The 18,754-nt window shown below is 69.5% G+C and carries 19 protein-coding genes, 1 tRNA gene and 1 pseudogene; 8 read left to right on the top strand and 13 right to left on the bottom strand.

Going from position 1 to position 18,754, the window contains the following annotated elements; genetic code table 11:
• Positions 1–1,156: 1,156 nt before the first annotated feature.
• Positions 1,157–1,600, bottom strand: coding sequence for an RNA polymerase-binding protein DksA (dksA, locus tag VNS22_RS24620; RefSeq protein WP_325737228.1), 444 nt, complete (start codon positions 1,598–1,600; stop codon positions 1,157–1,159).
• A 163-nt stretch (positions 1,601–1,763) separates the two neighbouring features.
• A complete protein-coding gene (locus VNS22_RS24615; protein WP_325737226.1) occupies positions 1,764–2,552 on the bottom strand; it encodes a HesA/MoeB/ThiF family protein in 789 nt (262 codons plus the stop codon).
• Between the two features lie 146 nt (positions 2,553–2,698).
• Here VNS22_RS24615 and VNS22_RS24610 point away from each other — a divergent pair, with 146 nt between their 5' ends.
• Genes VNS22_RS24610 through fliP form a run of 3 tightly spaced genes read left to right on the top strand, consistent with a single transcriptional unit; the run spans position 2,699 to position 4,097 of the window.
• The gene (locus VNS22_RS24610) at positions 2,699–3,046 is read left to right on the top strand and encodes a hypothetical protein (RefSeq protein WP_325737224.1); all 348 of its coding nucleotides are present in this window, start codon (positions 2,699–2,701) and stop codon (positions 3,044–3,046) included.
• Entirely contained in the window at positions 3,043–3,366 is a 324-nt protein-coding gene (locus VNS22_RS24605; RefSeq protein WP_325737222.1) for a hypothetical protein, read from the top strand. The genes VNS22_RS24610 and VNS22_RS24605 overlap by 4 nt, the downstream gene beginning before the upstream one ends.
• The gene (fliP, locus tag VNS22_RS24600) at positions 3,363–4,097 is read left to right on the top strand and encodes a flagellar type III secretion system pore protein FliP (protein ID WP_325737220.1); all 735 of its coding nucleotides are present in this window, start codon (positions 3,363–3,365) and stop codon (positions 4,095–4,097) included. Before VNS22_RS24605 ends, fliP begins: the two co-directional genes overlap by 4 nt.
• Positions 4,098–4,140: 43 nt before the next feature.
• On the opposite strand, the gene VNS22_RS24595 is transcribed toward fliP, so the two are convergent.
• The 8 genes from VNS22_RS24595 to gph form a co-directional block, all read right to left on the bottom strand.
• A complete protein-coding gene (locus VNS22_RS24595; RefSeq protein WP_325737219.1) occupies positions 4,141–4,566 on the bottom strand; it encodes a DUF423 domain-containing protein in 426 nt (141 codons plus the stop codon).
• Between the two features lie 1,207 nt (positions 4,567–5,773).
• Positions 5,774–6,961: a hypothetical protein gene (locus VNS22_RS24590; protein WP_325737218.1), complete on the bottom strand. Its 1,188-nt coding sequence runs from the start codon at positions 6,959–6,961 to the stop codon at positions 5,774–5,776.
• Between the two features lie 3 nt (positions 6,962–6,964).
• A complete protein-coding gene (locus tag VNS22_RS24585) occupies positions 6,965–8,065 on the bottom strand; it encodes an SPFH domain-containing protein (protein ID WP_325737216.1) in 1,101 nt (366 codons plus the stop codon).
• Positions 8,066–8,068: 3 nt separating this feature from the next.
• On the bottom strand, positions 8,069–9,307 hold the full coding sequence (locus VNS22_RS24580) for a toxic anion resistance protein (protein WP_325737215.1): 1,239 nt from the start codon (positions 9,305–9,307) through the stop codon (positions 8,069–8,071).
• A 133-nt stretch (positions 9,308–9,440) separates the two neighbouring features.
• On the bottom strand, positions 9,441–10,337 hold the full coding sequence (locus VNS22_RS24575) for a 5-bromo-4-chloroindolyl phosphate hydrolysis family protein (RefSeq protein ID WP_325737213.1): 897 nt from the start codon (positions 10,335–10,337) through the stop codon (positions 9,441–9,443).
• Complete coding sequence (locus VNS22_RS24570; RefSeq protein ID WP_325737211.1) at positions 10,327–10,506, bottom strand: hypothetical protein; 180 nt, start codon at positions 10,504–10,506, stop codon at positions 10,327–10,329. Before VNS22_RS24570 ends, VNS22_RS24575 begins: the two co-directional genes overlap by 11 nt.
• 52 nt (positions 10,507–10,558) lie before the next feature.
• Positions 10,559–10,633 (bottom strand) — tRNA-Val (locus tag VNS22_RS24565).
• A 37-nt stretch (positions 10,634–10,670) separates the two neighbouring features.
• Entirely contained in the window at positions 10,671–11,381 is a 711-nt protein-coding gene (gph, locus tag VNS22_RS24560) for a phosphoglycolate phosphatase (RefSeq protein WP_325737209.1), read from the bottom strand.
• A gap of 263 nt (positions 11,382–11,644) precedes the next feature.
• Here gph and glmU point away from each other — a divergent pair, with 263 nt between their 5' ends.
• The 3 genes from glmU (at position 11,645) to VNS22_RS24545 (ending at position 15,619) form a co-directional block, all read left to right on the top strand.
• On the top strand, positions 11,645–13,000 hold the full coding sequence (glmU, locus tag VNS22_RS24555; protein ID WP_325737207.1) for a bifunctional UDP-N-acetylglucosamine diphosphorylase/glucosamine-1-phosphate N-acetyltransferase GlmU: 1,356 nt from the start codon (positions 11,645–11,647) through the stop codon (positions 12,998–13,000).
• A gap of 35 nt (positions 13,001–13,035) precedes the next feature.
• Positions 13,036–14,157 carry a tetratricopeptide repeat protein gene (locus tag VNS22_RS24550; protein ID WP_325737206.1) on the top strand — a complete coding sequence of 374 codons (1,122 nt, stop codon included), beginning with the start codon at positions 13,036–13,038 and terminating at the stop codon, positions 14,155–14,157.
• Positions 14,158–14,323: 166 nt separating this feature from the next.
• Positions 14,324–15,619, top strand: coding sequence for a D-alanyl-D-alanine carboxypeptidase (locus VNS22_RS24545; RefSeq protein WP_325737204.1), 1,296 nt, complete (start codon positions 14,324–14,326; stop codon positions 15,617–15,619).
• Between the two features lie 489 nt (positions 15,620–16,108).
• Here the strand turns inward: VNS22_RS24545 and VNS22_RS28650 are convergent, their stop codons facing one another.
• Together VNS22_RS28650 and VNS22_RS28645 are read right to left on the bottom strand one after the other, a co-directional pair.
• The gene (locus tag VNS22_RS28650) at positions 16,109–16,234 is read right to left on the bottom strand and encodes a hypothetical protein (protein WP_414653430.1); all 126 of its coding nucleotides are present in this window, start codon (positions 16,232–16,234) and stop codon (positions 16,109–16,111) included.
• A gap of 135 nt (positions 16,235–16,369) precedes the next feature.
• Positions 16,370–16,513: pseudogene (locus tag VNS22_RS28645) on the bottom strand (helix-turn-helix domain-containing protein); the annotation flags it as partial.
• A gap of 248 nt (positions 16,514–16,761) precedes the next feature.
• On the opposite strand from VNS22_RS28645, the gene VNS22_RS24535 reads away from it, so the two are divergent.
• Positions 16,762–16,926 (top strand): hypothetical protein, encoded by a 165-nt coding sequence (locus VNS22_RS24535; RefSeq protein ID WP_325737202.1) that lies wholly within the window; start codon positions 16,762–16,764, stop codon positions 16,924–16,926.
• Positions 16,927–17,116: 190 nt separating this feature from the next.
• Here the strand turns inward: VNS22_RS24535 and VNS22_RS24530 are convergent, their stop codons facing one another.
• The gene (locus VNS22_RS24530; RefSeq protein ID WP_325737200.1) at positions 17,117–17,341 is read right to left on the bottom strand and encodes a hypothetical protein; all 225 of its coding nucleotides are present in this window, start codon (positions 17,339–17,341) and stop codon (positions 17,117–17,119) included.
• A gap of 209 nt (positions 17,342–17,550) precedes the next feature.
• Between VNS22_RS24530 and VNS22_RS24525 the strand changes: the two genes are divergently transcribed.
• Positions 17,551–18,747 (top strand): ABC transporter substrate-binding protein, encoded by a 1,197-nt coding sequence (locus VNS22_RS24525; protein ID WP_325737199.1) that lies wholly within the window; start codon positions 17,551–17,553, stop codon positions 18,745–18,747.
• Positions 18,748–18,754 lie beyond the last annotated feature (7 nt).

Raw genomic sequence — 18,754 nt, 5'->3', positions numbered from 1 at the left:
CGGGTGTGCGGACCGAGACGTCCGGCATCTCCCCTACTTGGTTGTCGCTGGGGGCGGATCCGGTCGAGGCTGCCTCGGCGGGTGTGCCCGCCGGCTTGGCCGGACCGGGATCCGCATCCGGCTGGCCGCCGGTCTGTGCTGCCGCGGACCAGCCCATGGCCGGACCCGGCGCTGCCGCAGCGGGGAGCGGATCTGGCCGCGGCTGGCTCGCGGGCATCCCGGAGGCGCCGCTGGCTAAGATTTCGGTGGCGGTGGCGGTGCTATGCTCGCTCTGTGCCGGGCTTCCGGCAGGAGTGGCCGAGCTGACGCGGAGCGGGTGCAGCGCGGTTTGCGCGGATACCGTGAGCTGGCCGGCTTTGGCCCGCGTGCCTGCCAGCGTGGTGGCGTCCAGGGCTTCGGGCAGTTCTTTCTCAGGCGGTGCTGCAGCCATGTCGGGTGATGCGACCCTGCCGGATCCTGCTGGTCCGCCAGCCGGCGGACCAGCAGGATCGGTTTCCTGGGGGGCGGCTGCCGACGGCGCGGCCTGCATGCCGGCAGGCAGGCCCGGCTCCACCGGGCGCAGCACGGCCGGGACCAGCAGGGCGAGGGCAGCCGGCGGCGTGGCATCGGCGGGCAGGGTGGCGTCATCGGCCGGCGGCAGGTCGGCCGCGGCGTCCGCGTCTGGGGGATTTGCCGGGGCGACGTCCTCGCCGATGAGCGACGCCGGCTCCGCTGCGTCCTGTGTGGTACCGAGGAGCGAAATCAGACCATCCGCCGCAACGCAATCGCCCTGAACGAGGCCGGAAGGCGTGGGCGGTGCTGGGGCCGGCACGATGCCCGGCCCGGCACTGACAGCGTCACCCGCCTGGGCAACGGCAATCAATTCTCCGAACGGTGGCGACTGCGCGGCCAGACGCGCATGGGTGACGTGGGCAGGGAGCGGACCGCTCCCTGCCGGCAGGGCAGGGCTGACTGGGATGAGAGCAGCAGGGTCGGGCATGCATCGTTCGCCGGTAAAGCTCGGTGAACGAAGCAGCAACACCTGTGCCAACCCGGGAGCGGCCTGAAGATCGGGCGGTCAGGCCGTACCTATGGGGGAAGCGCGTGATCCGATCCGGCACGGCAGAACCGCATTCCGGCAGGATCTGCCCGGCAGCTATTGCCGGGCGTGCGCGCCTCATTCCTCGCGGTAGGTCCGCTCGCGTCGCTCGTGGCGCTCCTGGGCCTCGATCGCCAGCGTGGCAATCGGCCTAGCCTCCAGACGCCTGATTCCAATCGGCTCCTGGGTCTCCTCACAGTAGCCGTAGGAACCCTCGTCGATCCGCCGCAGCGCTGCCTCGATCTTGCTCAGTAGCTTGCGCTCCCGATCACGGGTCCGCAGCTCGAACGAACGCTGGATCTCAGCACTCGCCCAGTCCGTGGCGTCGGGAAGTCGGGTATCCTGTTCCTTCAGCTGCTTCAGAGTCTCGTCCGAACCACGCAGAATCTCGTCGCGCCACGCCTGAAGCTTCTTGCGAAAATACGCTTCCTGCTTCGGGTTCATGTAGACTTCATCGTCGGACGGGCGGTAGTCGTCGTCGATCTCGACATAGTCGTTCACGATAGCGCCAGTGTTGTTCATCGCCCCTGCCTGAAAAAAAGGAAGTCAAGGACACTAGAACGCGCATGCCATCTCAGGCACTACGTCCGCTTACCGATCCCGGCTCGCCACACCGAGATGGCGCTGGGTTAGTGAAAAGCTCTCGCACATGCAAGATCATCGACGCCACAATCATGGACTCGGCTCAGCCGTCGGCGCAGGCGGATATGCATGGTGCCGCATGATCGGCCGCGGCCGTGCGCGGTATCTCGATATGATGCAGTGATCCGCCCAGTCCGTCATAGCAGCAGAGCGGTGCCGCCACGGCGGGGTCTTCCAGGCCGAGCAGCGTCTTGATGGCGAGCGTGGCGGCAAGTCCGGCAACCGTCGCCGCCACCGGCCCCAGCACGCCGGAAAGGCTGCAGCTCGGCAGCTGTCCGAGGCCGGGTGCCTCGGGATAGATGCAGCGATAGCTCGGATGCGGCGCGCCCAGATAGGGGCGCAACAGGATGAGCTGGCCGTCGAAGCCCTGCACCGAGGCCGAGACCAACGGGATCCCGGCGGCCGCACAGGCATCTGCCACCAGGCTCCTCACCCCGAATTGATCGGTGCCATCCAGCACCAGGTCGACGCCCTCCAGCAGCCTGTCGACATTGCTCCGCTCGAGCTTCACCGGGAAGGGCTCGACCCGCAGACCGGGTGCGGTGGCCGCCAGCCGGGCATCGGCAGCCCGGACCTTGCCCCGCCCGACATCATCCGGGCCGAACAGGACCTGGCGGTGCAGGTTGGACAGCTCGACCTGGTCGTGGTCGATCAGGCGGAGCGTTCCGATCCCGGCCGCCGCCAGCAGGAGCGAGGCCGGTGCCCCGATTCCGCCGACCCCGACCAGTGCGATCTTCGCCCGCAGCAGCCGATCCTGCCCGACGCCGCCCACCTCGCGCAGCACGATCTGGCGCGAGAACCGGGCCAGTTCCTCTTCCGTCCATTCCCGCAATGCCGGGGCTCCCAAGGTGAACCTTTTCCAGCAGATGGGTGGCCGACGTCGTGGACGAAGGGCCGACCTGCGATCGTGGCAACGGAATCTTAACCATTGCCGGCCCAAGATCCGGTCATGCAGCGACGCAGCCAGAAGGACGATCGATGAGCCGGCCGCAAGCGCAGGAGGCCGGGCCCGGCCCCGCAGATCCGGAAACGACCGGGTCCGGCAGGAACGATGTCGCGGCACTGGCCGCGCGGCTGGCCGCGATCCGCCGCGAGGTCGACCGCGATCCGGAGGCCCTGGCGGAACTCCTGCGCGATCTCGGGGCGGATCTGGGCGACACCCAGGTCAGCAGCCGGCTGCCTGCCGTGCTGGCGCTGCTCGACGAGCTCGAGACCCTGGTCGACCTGCTCGCCGAGCGGGGCGTGGCGGCAGCAGCGGAACTCGCCCGGCAGGGCCGGCGGCGCCGGGCACTCGGTGCCTACCGGTGGCACACGGTGCGGCCGTGATCGGTCTCGGCCCCGACCCGCTCCGCATCGTCCTGGCCGTGCTGGTGGCAGCCCTCCTGCTGGCGGGCCTGCCCTTCCTCCTGCGCCGCCTGCAGGGGCGGCTGCCCGCGGCCGGACCCGCATCCGGGCCGGCGATCGTGGCACAGCGGGCACTCGACCTCCGCCACCGGCTGCTGGTGATCCGCCACGGCGGGCGCGAGCACCTGATCATCCTGGGCGGCAGCCTGCCGGTCGTCGTGGCAGGCGAAGGCTGCCCGTTGCCGGCGACGCCCGCCCTGGCGGCTGCAGACGCTGGTGCCGGCCGGGAGAGCGCGGCATGAAGGCGCGTCTCATGACGCCGATCCTGCTGGCGGCCGGCCTGCTGCCATGGGCGGCGACACCGGCCGGTGCTGCCGGGCTGACCCTGGACCTGGGTGGTGGCTCCTATACGAGTCAGCTCGTCCAGATCGTGGCGCTGATCACGGTCCTGAGCCTGGCGCCCGGCATCCTGGTAATGGTGACCTCGTTCACCCGGATCGTGATCGTGCTGTCCTTCCTGCGCAGCGCACTGGGCCTGCAGCAGACGCCGCCCAACCCGGTCCTGATTGGGCTCGCCCTGTTCCTCACGGCGTTCGTGATGGGGCCGACCTTCCAGCGGGCCTATGAGCAGGGGCTGGCACCCTATCTCGCCGAGGAGATCGACGAGGCCACCGCCTTCGAGCGGGCCAGCGCCCCGGTCCGCGCCTTCATGCTGACCCATACCCGCGAGAAGGACCTCGACCTGTTCCTGGACCTCGCGGGCGTGGCACCCGAGACGGCCGAGGCGACGCCGCTGCGCACCCTGATCCCGGCATTCATGATCAGCGAGCTGCGGCGTGCCTTCGAGATCGGCTTCCTGATCTTCATTCCGTTCCTGGTGATCGACCTGCTGATCGCCTCGGTGCTGATGTCGATGGGCATGATGATGCTGCCCCCGGTGATGATCTCGCTGCCGATCAAGCTGATCTTCTTCGTCCTGGTGGACGGCTGGTACCTGGTGGCGGGCAGCCTGGTGCAGAGCTTCGGCGCATGACGGCCCAGGGCCGACCCGTTCACCGGCTGCAGCCGGCCTCCGCTCAGGCCGGGCGGCGTCCCTGCAGGAGCCCCCAGGCAGCCATCAGCCAGCCGATGATCAGGCCGGAGCCACCCACCGGGGTGATGGCGCCGAGCCAGGAGGGGGCTCCCAGCGCCAGCAGGACGAGTGTGGCGGCGAACAGCACAGCCGAGACCAGCAGCACGATGATGGCGGCCTCGAGCCGCGCGGCCAGCCGGGTCAGCGCCAGTGCGGCCAGGGCGTGCCACATCAGGTATTGGCTGGCGAGCGCCATCAGGTCGGCACCGCGCGCATCCCCCACTTCTCGAAAGGCGTGCGCGCCCATGGCGCCGATCGCGACCGCCGCCCCCGCCACCAGCGCGCTGCCGACCTGCAGCACCCGGCCGCTCGGCAGGGCCGCGCCGCCCGTCGGGCCGGGTGGGCGCATCTGGGTGAGGGGCGTGTGCATCGAGTGGACCTTCAGGCTGGACGGCCAAGCGGCACCGGTGGGCGAACGACATGCTCCTCGCCGAAGCTACGGGCCCGCGTCCCCTTGGTGGACACGACCGCAGGAAGCGGCAAGGGGGTGCGGCTCCGGCTGCGACAGCATTGTCGGCGGACCAATCCTTTCGGGCACGCCGCTTCCGCCTCGGCTTCGATGGTCTTCCTCCAGCATGTGGCGGCACAGGGGAAGTCAGGCGGGCCTGCTCGTGCCACACGAGAGGCTTGGCTGGCGGTTCGATCCGGTAGCCCGCCGGTTGCGCCCGAAGCTGCCGGCAGTCGGAGGCAGCGGATCAGTCCAGGAGCCGCCCGACTGGGGATTGCCGCAGTCATTCATGTCTGGCCGGGTACACTCCGGAAATCGACAGGAGGATCGGTCATGGGACGCCGATGGTCCTTCTGGTGTAACAGTCGGCGTCGCTTGCGGTGCATGGCCGGCGACGATCTTGCCCTGGGGCGTGGCGTGTGGAGGCGGCGGACGGCCGGCGGTGCTGGTCCTGGTTGCCTGGTGGCTGCCGGATGATCGAGCGACGCCACGAGCCTGTGCGTTCGAGGTGGTGGCGGGGCAGCACAGCCGAGGGGCCGTCGCCGGGACCGTCTGGCTCGTCAGGAATATTCGCTCCGCCAGATCTGGCTTCGGTCGTGGGCCGCGGGAACTCCCCATACGGCTCGCCGATGCCATGGTCGTCCATCCTGGCTCGCCGGGGTTCCGGGGCGAGCCGCTTCAACGTTGGGCGCCGTGCCGCATGAATCGGCCCCGGACGAGCGGCAGCGCCTGCCGGAGGCTCGCCGGCCGGCCGGGACCGGTCCAGGGCGGGTTTCCCGCCGGCAGGATCTCAGGGCAGTGTGGCGTGTGCTGCCCGTCTGCCAAGCCGTGACCGGCCAGGCGTTCGGACCGCGGCAGCCATGAACGACGACTCTGGGCGGAGCGGGACCTTCCGGCTCATGAGGCGGCTCCGTCCCATCCATGGCTTCGGGCGAAGGTGGCGGCGGATCCGTCTGCCTTGTTCCACGGACGTGAAGTGCGGCGGCGTTCGCCGGCACGGGCGCAACCTGTGTCCGGGGCAAGAAAGCCGGCTGCGCGTCTGAGAAGTGCCCTGCCTCGGCTTTGGCACGTCTCGTGCTAGGGGTCGGCCGGTCGACGCATCGGGCAGGGCGCCGGAGGGCCCTCTGCCTCAGAAGCCGCGCAGTACTTGGTCGATGATGCCGCCGTCCTGGAGGAGCGCGAACACGATCACCAGGATCAGGGCGGCGAGGGTGGCGGCCGCCGTGATCTTGACCCAGGACCAGGGCCGTTCGCCCTGGACCTGGCCGGTGCGGGCGTTGACCAGGAAGCGGTAGGGTCGGCCCCGGTAGCGGTAGGCGGCGATCCAGACCGGCAGCAGCACGTGCTTGAAGGTGACGTCGGCATGGCGGGTCTCGACATGGTCGATCCGCTGCACGTCGCCGCCGATGGCCTGGGCGACGTCCTGACGGATCACCGCGTCCATCTTGACCCGGGCCTGGTCGAAGCCGGCGGACAGGTCGATGCCATAGGCCTCGGCCTGAAAGCCCGCCAGGTACTCCTGGCGGTAGAAGCGCAGGTCCTGCAGGTCCCATGGCTCCAGCCGGTCCACCATGGCGACCGGCAGGCTTTCGGAGGCTGGAACCAGCACGTCGTCGAAATCGCGTGCCACCTGGCCTGCGGCCGGGCGCCAGCGGATCCGGGTCACCGGCTGCTGGACCTGGCGGACACCGCCCTTGGCGTCGCGCACCGCCACCCATTCCATCGTCGTGTAGCGGTCGCCGCGCTGGCCGCGATAGGTGGAGCGGGTGGCGCTGTCATAGGTCCAGTAGGGCAGGTAGATCCCGCTCAGCCGCTCGCGCCGCTCCGATCGCTGCTTCAGGTCCGAGGGCGCGAACCACCGGCCCCTGAGCCAGCGGTCGAAGGCCGCCTCGGCCCCCCGCCGGTCGATGCCGAACGGGAGGAGCCCGGACGGCTTGATGTGCCGGTTGATCCCGGTATCGGTGACCGTGGCCGAGCCGCAGAACGGGCAGGCGCCGCTGAACCGGTCGCCCTCGAAGCTGAACTCGGCGGCACAGGCGTCGCACTTGACGGTACGCGTCTCCTCGACGTCGCGCTGGTCGGCGAGCCGGCCGAGCCAGGCATGGAAGTCGAGCTCGCGCAGCGTGCCGGGCTTCTCGACCTCCTCGATCCGGTTCTCGTGGCCGCAGAACCCGCAGACCATGACCTGCGTGCCGGGCTTGAAGGTCAGGAACGCGCCGCACTGGCTGCACGGAAAGCGTCGGTCGCCTGCTGTCGGCGCAGCCTCGGGCGCGCCGTTTGGCCCGGTGGCGGCCCGTTCCCCCCAGGGTCCCTGCATCGATCAGCCGGGCGGCAGGGGCGGGGGCAGGTTCGCGAACAGCTCCGCCAGGTCCGGCCGATCGGCCGCCTTGCCCCACTCGGGCATCCCGGCGGTCCACACCATGCTGTCCCGGCCGAGCTTGCCCTCGGCGACCAGCCGGCGCAGCGTCGCGATGTCGAAAGGACCCTGTGCGGTTCCGGCGATCGCCACGTGATAATTCCGGGCCTGCGGCAGAGGTGGCGGCGTCGCACCGCCACCTGGCTGGCCAGCGGCGCCGAAGGCGCCTGCCACCTGCTGCGCCATGGCCATGCCGGCGCCCAGGCCGATCCCGGCACCCAGCGCGCCGTCCGTGCCGCCCTGGCCCAGCGCCTCGGCTGCCTGGAAGCGGGTGTAGCGGTCGAGGTCGCCGATCACGCCCATCGAGCTGCGCTTGTCCAGCGCCTGCTCCACCGCCGGCGGCAGGGAGACGTTCTCGACCAGGAGCTGCAGCAGGTCGATGCCGTAGGACTCGCGGACCAGGGGTGCGGTGCGCTCGGTGACGAACCGGCCGAGCTTCTCGTAGTTGGCGGCCAGGTCCAGGACCGGCACGCCGCTGGTGGCCAAGCCCTCGGCCATCTTCGCCACGATCAGGTTGCGCAGCTGGTTCGAGATCTCCTCGGTGGTGAAGTGGCCATCCGTGCCGACCACCTCGCGCAGGAACAGGGGCGCGTCCGCCACTTTCAGCGTGTAGGTGCCGAATGCACGCAGCCGGACCGGGCCGAACTCCGGGTCGCGCAGCATGATCGGGTTGCGCGTGCCCCATTTCAGGTCGGTGAAGCGCCTGGTCGAGACGAAGTAGACCTCGGCCTTGAAGGGCGAGTTGAAGCCGTGGTCCCAGTGCCGGATGGTGGTGAGTACCGGCAGGTTGCGGGTCTCCAGGGAGTAGAGCCCGGGCGGGAACACGTCGGCGAGCTGACCCTCGCTGACGAAGATCGCGACCTGGCCCTCGCGCACCGTCAGCTTGGCACCCTGCTTGATCGCGTCCTGCCAGCGCTCGAACCGCCAGACCAGCGTGTCGGAACTGTCGTCCTTCCAGTCGATGACGTCGACGAACTCGCCGGTCAGGCGCTCCCAGAGCGACATGGCTCAGCTCCTCCAGGCAGGCTGGCCGGGGCTGCCGGTGGTCCGCGCGGCCGAGGCGGCGCGCAGCACCTGCTTCAGCTCGTTCTCGCAGGCGATCAGGCGCTTCTCCGCGTCGGCCCGCTTGATCTTGCCCTCGTCCGCGATCCGCAGGCTGTCCTGGATGGTCTCGATCAGGGCGCGGTTGGCCTTCTCGACCACCGAGATGTCGAACACGCCGCGCTCGATCTGCTCGCGGACCATGGCGTTCGCGTCCTTCAGGTTCTTCGCGTTCGCCTCGAGCAGCTGGTTGGTGAGGTCGGTCGCCTCCTTCAGCGTCTTGGCGGCCTGGCTAGAGCGGTAGATCGTGATCGCCTGGGCGAGCTGGGTCTTCCAGAGCGGGATGGTGTTGGCGAGCGTGCTGGTGATCTTGGTGATCAGGCCCTTGTCGTTCTCCTGGACCAGCCGGATGGAGGGCAGGGCCTGCATGGTGACCTGGCGGGTCAGCTTCAGGTCGTGGACGCGGCGCTCCAGGTCATCCCTCGCACTGCGCAGGTCGCGCAGCTGCTGGGCGGCCAGCACGTCGCCGGACTGCTCGGCCGCGCGGGTCAGGGCCGGGATCTGCTCGACGTCAATCTTGCGCAGCATCTCCTCGCCGGCACTGATGTAGAGCGCCAGCTGGTGGAAATAAGAGAGGGTGGCATCGTAGAGACGGTCGAGCTTCTCGACATCCACCATCAGGGTGTTCTTGTGCTTGTTCAGGCTGTCGCCGATCGTCTCGATCTGCCCGCGTACTTCCTGATACTTCTGCACGAACTTGTGGACGGGCTCGGTGGCGCCAAGCATCCGCTTGAGCCAGCCGGGCTTCTTCACGTCCTTCAGGTCGCTGGTGTCGAAGCCCTTGAGGGTCAGCAGCATGCGCGAGAGCGCGTCGCCGGCCGGGCCGGCATCCTTGTTGCGCACGCCCTCCAGCATCTGCTCGCTGATGTTGGTGAGCTCGCCCTGCGCCCTCGCACCGAACAGCACGACCGAGTTGCTGTCGCCCAGGTCGATCTCGGCCAAGAGCTGCTCGATCTTGGCGCGCTGCTCCGGTGCCATCGCGGTGGCGGCCTCGATCTCGGCACTGGTGGCGGTAAGCCCGGGCGAGGTCGCCTGAGGCTGGGCGACCGGAGGGGTCTCGCGTACCGGTGCCGGCTGCGGCACCAGCGGCTCGGCCACGGTCGGCCGGACCGCCACCGGTGCCGGCTCGTCGCTCCAGGTAGCCATGGGGGGCGGGGACGTCCTGGACGGCTCGTTCATCGGGGCGTTCCTCCCTCGGAATGTTGGTCAACGGCAGGGCTGCCGGCGCACCGGCCGCGCAATGGCCCGGGCACGCCGGAGCGGGCCAGCATCCGTGCCCTCATCCGTGAATGCCCTCGCTCTTCAGGCGTCTGGTCAATACTTCGAGCTGGACGTCGAGGTCGAGCGCATCGGCCGCCAGCAGCTTCTGCTGCTGCTCCACCATGGCCTGCTCCATGGCGTCCAGTGCCACGGTGAACTTCCGCTCGATCGCGGGATCCGCGCCATCCAGGCCCGACCCGGCAAAGCGGCGCGCGATCGACAGGGTCTCGTCCAGGTAGAGGTTCAGGACCTTGCGCGCGCGGTTGAAGGTGTCCGGCTGGCGCTCGATGGTCTCGACCAGGCCCCTGGCCCGGGTGACCACCTGGGACAGCCGGTCGGCCAGGGCGCGCGAGCGCAGCCGGCGCCGGATCTGGTCCAGTTCGGCGATCCGGGCCGCAGCGGCATCGAGGGCGTGGCGGAACAGGTCGGTGTCGACGCCGACGTCACCGGCCGGCTGCTTCTCGCCCCTTGGATCCAGGCCGTACATGAGCAGGGTGCCGAAGCCGGCGCCTACCCCGAACATCAGGCCGGACAGGAGATCGTGTCCCGCACCCATGGACGCCAGGACGAAGGCGGCGAGCCCCATGGCGGCGGCACCCAGGGTCTTGCGCGGCAGGCCCGGGGCCCGTGCCACGGCGCGCGCACGAAACGCCCGCTCGGCCTTGCGCCCGGAGCGGACGAGGCCAGCGCCAACGATGATCAGGGCAGCGGCCAGGGCATCGACCAGTGCTGCATCCGCCCGGCCGCGGGTGAGCGCCACCAAAGCGCTCAGGATGGGCCAGAACGCGAACAGATACAGGATCAGCCCGTCCAGCCGGCTGCCGATGCGGGCACCCGCCTCCGGGATCCAGCGCTCCGGCGGGGTGCGGCCGCCCAGGATGTCGCTGCCCGGCCCGCCGCGCCGGTCAGAACGCATGGGCGAACAGCGCCTGGCAGCCGGCGATGCCGAGCGTCGCGGCGAGCAGGCCGAATCCTGCGACCTTGCGCAAGACCATGTTCATGGACGGCGTCTTTCCCTCGTCGAGCGATTCCTGGTCCCAGCAGATGTAGGGAGCGGACCAGCCGTTTGCGAGAGCGAACGTCATGGCCGGGCCCACCCCTTCTGCGGGGAAGGCGCCAATCGGCGGAGGCCGGGGATGGTGGGCGCTGCAGGGTTCGAACCTGCGACCCCTACCGTGTGAAGGTAGTGCTCTACCGCTGAGCTAAGCGCCCGACGCCGCGCGTCTGGTGCATCGTCGTCCGCCCGGTGTCAAGACGCAATCCTGCCGGCAGGGCGGCTGCCCGGGCGCAGCTGGTCGATTGCGGCCGGCAGGTCATCGAAATGGTCGATCACCAGATCGGCGCCCAGCTCTCGGGGCGGGATGGTGGTGTAGCCGAAGCTGACCACGATCACCTTCATGCCGGCCGCGCGCGCGGTGACCACGTCATTGGTGCTGTCCCCGACGAAGATCGCCTCCTCGGGCGGGATCTCCAGGGCACGCAACGTTGCCAGCGCATGTTCGGGGTCGGGCTTGCGCACCGGCAGGCTGTCGCCGCCCACCACCGCGCCGAAGAAGCCGGCGAGGCCCAGTGCGTCCAGCAGGCCGAGCGTCGGCGCATACGGCTTGTTGGTGCAGACCCCCATCCGGATGCCGCTGGCCTTCAGGTCGGTGAGCACCGGCACCACGCCAGGGTAGATGAAGCTGTGCCGGCAGGGGTTGGCCGTGTAGCGGGCGAGGAAGCTCTGGAACAGCCGCTCCAGCAGTTCCGGGTCGTCCGGGTGCCCAGCGGCGTCCAGGGCCCGCCGGATCAGGACGCGGGCGCCGTCGCCGATCATGGCACGCAACTCGGGCAGGCTGGGCGCCGCGACACCCAGCTCCGCCGTCACCTCCACGAGCGTAGCGTGCAGGTCCGGCGCGGATTCGACCAGGGTGCCGTCCAGGTCGAACAGGATTGCCCGCAGCGGCGGAAACGAGGCCAAGATCAGTGCTCCAACAAGGCTGGACGGGACGATGGCTGCGCCGAGTGCGGTGGCACCGGAGGCAGACATCGCCGCAGGAAGCGGTGCCCGGATTGTCCGGTCAAGCGGACTCGTTACACTCGGAGCGGTTGCGTTCGGCAGGCATACCGGCTTGCTAGGGCCAGCCTGTTGGGGCAGGGCGACAGAGGGATCGCCGATCGGATAGGACTCACTTTCGGTCGGCCCGCATGATCGTTGGCCGCAGGATCGAGAGACGGAGATCGATGACGACAGCGCTGCATGTCCTGATCCTGGCCGCGGGCAAGGGCACCCGGATGCGGAACGGCCGGCCCAAGGTCCTGCATCCGCTGGCCGGGCGCAGCTTGCTGGAGCATGTGCTGGCGGTGGCGGGCGAGCTCGACCCGGCACGGGTGGTCCTGGTCCTGGCTCCTGGCATGGAGGAGGTCGCCGAGGCGGCAGCACGCTCTGGCCTGCCACTGTCCGTGGCGATCCAGGATCCGCCGCTCGGGACCGGCCATGCCGTGCAGGCCGGCATCGCCGGGCTGCCGGCGAGCGGCGAGGTCCTGGTACTATACGGCGATACCCCGCTGATCCGGGCCCGGACGCTGCAGGAGCTGCTGGCGGCCAGGCGGGCCGCCGATGCCGCGGTGGCGGTGCTGGGCATGGATCCGCCCGACCGCACCGGCTATGGCCGGTTCCGCCAGGAGGGCGGGCAGCTGCTGGCGATCGTGGAGGAGCGCCACGCCGATCCGGAGCTGCGGCGCTCGGGCCTGTGCAATGCCGGGGTGATGGCGATGGACGCCGCACGGCTGCCCGAGCTGCTGGCGGCGGTGCCGCACCGGCCGGACAAGAACGAGTATTATCTCACCGACATCGTCGAGCTGGCGCGGCAGCGCGGCTGGGCCTGCGTGGCGGTGGAAGGGCCCTGGCAGGACGGGGTGGGGGTCAACAGCCAGCGGCAGCTGGCCGACGCCTACCAGCTGTTCCAGGACCGGCAGCGCGAGCGTCATCTGGAGCTGGGCGTGATCATGCCGGTGCCGGACAGCGTCCATTTCTCGGCAGACACCGAGGTGGCGCCTGGTGCCATGATCGAGCCCTATGTGATGATCGGGCCCGGGGTGCGGCTCGAGGCCGGCGCCAGGGTCCATGCGTTCTCCCACCTGGCGGGCTGCACGATCGAGGCCGATGCCGAGATCGGCCCGTTCGCCCGGGTCCGGCCGGGCAGCCGGATCGGCCAAGGCGCCAAGGTCGGCAATTTCGTCGAGACCAAGAATGCGTGGCTGGGTGCCGGCGCCAAGCTCAACCATCTGAGCTATGTCGGCGATGCGGAGGTGGGGGAGGCCGCCAATCTCGGGGCCGGCACCATCACCTGCAATTATGACGGGTTCGGCAAGCACCGCACCGCCATCGGGGCGGGCGCATTCATCGGCTCCAACACCGCACTGGTGGCGCCGGTCAACGTGGGTGCCGGCGCATTGGTGGGGGCTGGCAGCGTGATCACCAGGGATGTTCCGGACGATGCGCTGGCGGTGACCCGGCCGCAGCAGGCCATACGCGAGGGCCATGCGGCGACGCTGCGCGCCCGGTACCGGGCGCGCAAGACGGGGGCCGGGTCGTGAGGGCCGGCTATCGGTGTCGACGGCACCTGGTGGGCATGGTCGTGGCCGGTTGCCTAGTAGTGGCCGGTACGGCCGGCGCTCAGCTCCCCGACGATCTCCGGCAAGGATACGAGGCCTACCGGTCCGGCGAATTCGCCCAGGCGGCGGCCGCGTTCGGCCGGGCGATCGAGGCAGGCGGCCTGGATCCGGAGGCGCTCGCGGTGACGCTCAACAATCGTGGCGTCGCCTATTCGCAGCTGGGTGATTACGACGCCGCGATCGCCGACTATCTGGAGGCCCAGAAGCTCAAGGCCGACGATCCGACCACGATCCGCAACCTCCGCTATGCCTATCTCACGCGCGGCCTGGCCAGCGCCCAGTCGGGCGATCGGAGTGCCGCGCTGACCGATTACGACCGGGCGTTGGCGATCGACCCGAACTATCTGGAAGCCTTGCAATACCGGGGTGCCTTGCGGATCGAGCTGGGCATGGCTGAGGAAGCGGCCCGGGACTTCCGTCAGGTGCTGGCCCTGGAGCCCGGCAATGCCGCCGCCGCTGCGGCGCTGGCCACGCTGGCGGAACGGGCGGAGGCGGGCCCGCCAGCCGGGGCTCCGGGTGAGCCCGGAGCCGTGGCCGGAGTGGCGCCGGATGGTCCGGCGGCCGGCCCGAACCCGGATACGATGGCGGCGGCGGTCGAGCGCAGCAGGAGTGCGGAAGAACGGGCGCAGGCCTCGCTCGACGAGGCGCTGAGGGCCGCCCGCGAGGCCGAGCCGACCGCGGGGCCGGAGCAGGATGCGGCCGGGCAGCGGGATGACGCACAGGAGGGAGCCGCGCAGGAGGAGGTGCTGCCCGAGGGCCGCGATGTGGCGGCGGCTCCGGTGCCCGGGCGGTCGGAGCGTCCGGCAGTCGAACAGGACGCGCCAGCCGAGCCGCAGGCGGCATCGCCCGGAACCGGGGAGGCCGCGGTCGAGGCTGCCGAGGCCGTAGATCGCTACCGGATCAGCGCCGCGGTGAACATGCGCGGGGGGCCGGACAATTCCTTCCCCGTGGTGGGCGTTCTGACCGAAGGAACGCTCGTCCGGACCGACCGAGAGCAACTCGGCTGGTATCGCATTCCCGCCGAGGACGGACGCCCGACCGGCTGGGTGTATCGCCGTTTCCTCATTCCCGCAGAATAATGCGCGGGCAATATTTCCGGCATTGATTTCTACCTCCGGTCGGGGTTAGTCGTGGCTGAGGTACGGTGTGATGCGCGCATCGCAAGTGACCGGAACGGCTGGCTGAGTCGCAGTTCGCGGGCTTGAGCCGATCGCGACGGTCCGGCGCGCTCAAGTGGACGTCGGCATGGCTAGCTCAACCGGTTCGAGACGTGTTCTGGCGGCCTTCTGCCTGGCCCTGACCCTGGGGCTATGTCAGCTGCTGGCCGCAGGAGCCGTGGCGAAGGGTGCGCTGGTGCCGCGCTATGCCGCCGTGGTGGTCGACCATGCCAGCGGCGAGGTGCTGATCGGCGAGGATGAGACCGGGCTGCGTCATCCGGCCTCGCTGACCAAGATGATGACGGTTTATCTGGCGTTCGAGGCGGTGCGTGCCGGCAAGGTCACGCTCGACACCAAGCTGCCGATTTCCGCCCGGGCTGCGTCGCGCCCGCCATCGAAGCTCGGGCTGCGCTCCGGCAAGTCGATCTCGCTCGACGACGCGATCATGGCGCTCTTGACCAAGTCGGCCAACGATGCGGCCAGCGTGGTGGCCGAGGGACTGGCCGGCAGCGAGGACGCGTTCGCCGAGCAGATGACCAAGAAGGCTCGCCAGCTCGGCATGAAGAAGACCCGGTTCAAGAACGCTTCGGGCCTGCCGCATCCGGAACAGGTGAGCACCGCGCTCGAGATGGCCACGCTGGCGAGCCGACTGATCGAAGACTTTCCCGAATATTATCCCTACTTCTCCCGCGCCGAGTTCAGCTATGCCGGCCGGACGATCCGAAACCACAACTGGCTGCTCGGCCGCTATCCGGGCACGGATGGCCTGAAGACCGGCTATATCAGTGCGTCCGGCTACAACCTCGTCGCCTCGTCGGTCCGCGGTGGGCGGCGACTGATCGCGGTGGTCCTGGGCGGCAAGACCGCGCGCGCCCGCGACCGGCAGACCATGCGGCTGCTGGACGACGGCTTTGCTTCGGTCCAGATCGCCCGGGCGATGCCGCTGCTCGGCACTGCGTCGGCGAACACCGCCGTCGCCGCGGCCGGCCCGGTGCGGACGCCGGTCGCGCAGGGCGATGGTGCGGATTTCGCCGCCGCGCGTGACCAGGGCGACGCGGAAGGAGGGACGATGGCACCACCGCCGGCCGCGAAGCCCACGGTGGTCGCCGCGGTCACGCCAGAACCGCCGGCCGCCGGCCAGCGCCACCGCTATTCGGTTCAGGTCGGCGGCTTCTCCTCGGAGAAGGCGGCTCGCCGCCAGGTCCAGCGCGTGGCCGGCGAGATGGCCAAGAAGCTGCGCGGCAATCCGACCGTGATCGCCTCGACCAGCAAGGGCAAGAAGATCTATCTCGCCCGGCTGGTCGGCTACGATCAGAGCAAGGCCCAGAGCGCCTGCAAGGCGATCAAGCGCCATGGCCACGACTGTCTGGTAGTGCGCTCCTGAACCGCGGCAGCCCGACCGGGGCTGCACGGCCGGAGCATGCCGCAAACGCTGGACGGAGCGGCCGTTCGGTCAGGCGCAGCAAGAGGTGCCGCCGTGATGGGATCCGTCAGTGTTTGGGCATGGCGGTGATGGCGTTCCACTCCTCCGGCCGGTCCCGAGGGCGCACCGCGGCAGTGGCAGGCACGGATCCAGGCAGAGCTGGCGGTGTCTGGGGCGTGCCGTAGGGTGGGAGAGGAGACCGGGTGCCCCAGGTAGCGGATGGTTCACATGAGGCATGGCCGGGGCGGCTGCAGCGGGCCATGGCGTCCTGCTCCTGCGCCAGAATCGCTGACCGGATGCAGCGGATAAATCGCCGCAGACGCGGGCAGGCCGGGTTCTAGCCTGTCGGCAGGCTGCGCCATGTCACGCCGCTCGGCAGCACGGGATCAATCGTCGGTATCGCAGACGGCACAATTCAGCGGGCCAGCTTCCGCCTAGAGCGGAATCCCATCAGTCTGGATCATATCCGCATGCACTGAAGTAGTTGGTGCACACTTCAGGGTCGAAGGCGTCGGCGATGCGGCCGATGGCGGTCCAGAGGCCCTCGATGGTGCGCTCGGTGGCATTGCGCAGCATGGCCTTGAGCTTGGCGAGGGCATTCTCGCCTTCCGGTCCTGCTGGACCGGTCCCTTTCAGGGTACGGATGATCCGGGTCCTGCCGGATCATGGGTTGAAGTCGGGGCTGTACGGCGGAAGGAACAGCAAGCTCGCTCCTGCGGCCTCGATAAGCGTGCGCCACCGGCTCACGCTCGCAGCGCTGACGCCACATCGCGACGCTGCCGTTCGGTGGCTTGCGCCCTCAGCCACTGATTTCAAAACACGCTCGCGAAGATCGACGGAAAGCGCCTTTGACATCCAGCCGGCCTCCATCCCGGCGGACATCTTGAATCAGAGCCAGCGCCGCCTGGGAATCCCCAACGATTCAATCAGGTCGGAGGATGCTCTAGCTCGCCACCGATGAGCGGGCGGAGGACGGATCGTACCGCGCCCGTCCCTGGTCGGCTGCCGACGCCCGATGGCCTGAAGGCCGCCGGGGGTTCCGTCGTTCAGCTGCGGGAATTTGCCTGGACGTTGTTACCTCCGGCCTTGGTCGGGTGGATCGGATGGCCGATCCTTTCCTGGTTGGCTTCATCTACCCGGGCAGCGCCTCGGCCGCCTGGCCGAGCCCAGGCACAACGGCTCGATCGACCGAGGCGCGCCCTGTGTCGATCATGATGGCGGCAGGACGCCGATCCGGTTCGATGATCCGGCGCATCGTCACTGCCTGACAGGGCGGCGACGCACTGCCGGACAAGCCAACACGCCTTGAGGATCCCCCGGCTCCGGTGGGTCCGGTCGGTCGACGTTCCTGCGATTGCCACTGCCGGCCGTCGACCATGATCGCCCGCGCGACGGGAAGATCACCCAGGGCCAGTCGTCACGCCGGAGGATCAGGCTGGACAGGTCGGCAGGACCGGCTCAGTTGGGCCGGCCGATGGTCTCCGCGACATGGCGCCAGCGGTGGCCGCTCAAGGCGGCGGCGATGGCCGGGCGGAGTTCGGGCCCCTGATCGGTGAGCTTCTCGAGCAGCTTGGCGACCTCCTCTTCCTCGATCCGGTCGATCGGGTCGCGCTGGTCGAGCTGGCTGCGCACCAGCGAAGTCTTGTCGGCCGCATAGGGCCACTCGTGGTGGAGTTGATGCAATACGGATGGTTTACGGTTCATGCTCATGAATATGGTCTTAGCAGGCTAGTGTTACAAGATCGTTAAAGGGGCAAGACCGGAACGTGGCCGGTGGAGCCGGCAAGCTCGGCCTTGGTGAGACGCAACAGCGAGAGTATAGCCCAGACTGCGGTTCCTGGTGAGCAGGATCAGCGCGAGACAACCGAGAATCATTCTTGAGGAGCTATATCGTGCGTCCCAACCCCCTGACGCGGCGTGGAGTTCTGCTGGGCACGGCTGGTGTCGCGCTCGCGGCGCACTGCACCGCGCCGGCGGTGGCCCGATCCACACCCTTGCGCATCGGCCTGCTCACCTCCCTGTCCGGGCCCTTCACCTCGCTGGGCGAGAGCATGCGCGCCGGGCTGGAGCTGCTGATCGCGGATGCAGGCGGCCAGATGGGCGGCCGGCCGGTCGAGCTGCTGGTCGAGGATGACGGCGGCAAGCCGGAGGAAGGGCTGCGCAAGGTCCGCAAGCTGATCGCCCAGGACGGGATCGACGTGCTGGGCGGGGTGATCAGCGCAGGTGTGGCGCTCGCGATCCGCGACGTGGTCACCGAGGCGGGGCTGCCGACCTTCATCAGCAACGCCTCGGCCAACGCGCTGGCCCGGGAGGCGGCGAGCCCGCTCGTGTTCCGGCCGACCAAGACCAGCTGGATGCTCGGGCACACGGGCGCGCTCTGGACCTTCCAGAACATCGCCAAGGACGGCGGGCTCACCGTGGGCGCCGACTATGCGGCCGGCCGCGAATATATCGGTGACTTCGTCCAGACCTTCCAGGAGCAGGGCGGCAGCGTCGGGACCCAGCTCTGGACGCCGCTCGGCACCACCGACTTCTCGCCGATCCTGACCACGATCGCTGCCGAGCAGCCGAATTTCGTGTACGCCTTCTTCGCCGGTGCCGACGCGGTGCGCTTCCTGCAGCAGATGCAGGAATATCAGCTCCAGGATCTGGTGAAGCTGATCGGCCCGGGCGCCCTGTTCGACCAGGAGGACGTGGTGCCAGCGGCCGGCTCGGCGGCGCTGGGCGGGATCAACACCTTCCAGCAGTCGCCCACCGCGCCGGCGGCCCATGGCTTCGTCGAGGCCTATCTAAAGGCAGGCGGCCGGCTGCCGGGGGAGGCCAGCACGGCCGGCTATGTCACCGGCCAAGTGATCCGGGCTGGGCTGGAGGCGGTGGCGGGCGACCCGTCCGACCGGGAGCGCTTCCGCCAGGCCCTGCTGGAGCAGCCGATCGAGACGGTGATCGGGCCGATGCGCTTTGATCCGCGCAACAATCAGGCGGTGCTCGACATCTATGTGAACGAGCTGGTGGCGGGGCCGGACGGGCAGCCGCTGAACACGGTGGTCCACACCTTTCCCGCCGTGCAGGATCCGGGGCCGGCGGGCTGACGGCCTC

The organism is Geminicoccus sp. (assembly GCF_035556675.1).
GTDB lineage: Bacteria > Pseudomonadota > Alphaproteobacteria > Geminicoccales > Geminicoccaceae > Geminicoccus.
The sequence above is the reverse complement of the archived record's forward strand: the minus strand, read 5'-3'. Positions and strand labels throughout refer to the sequence as shown.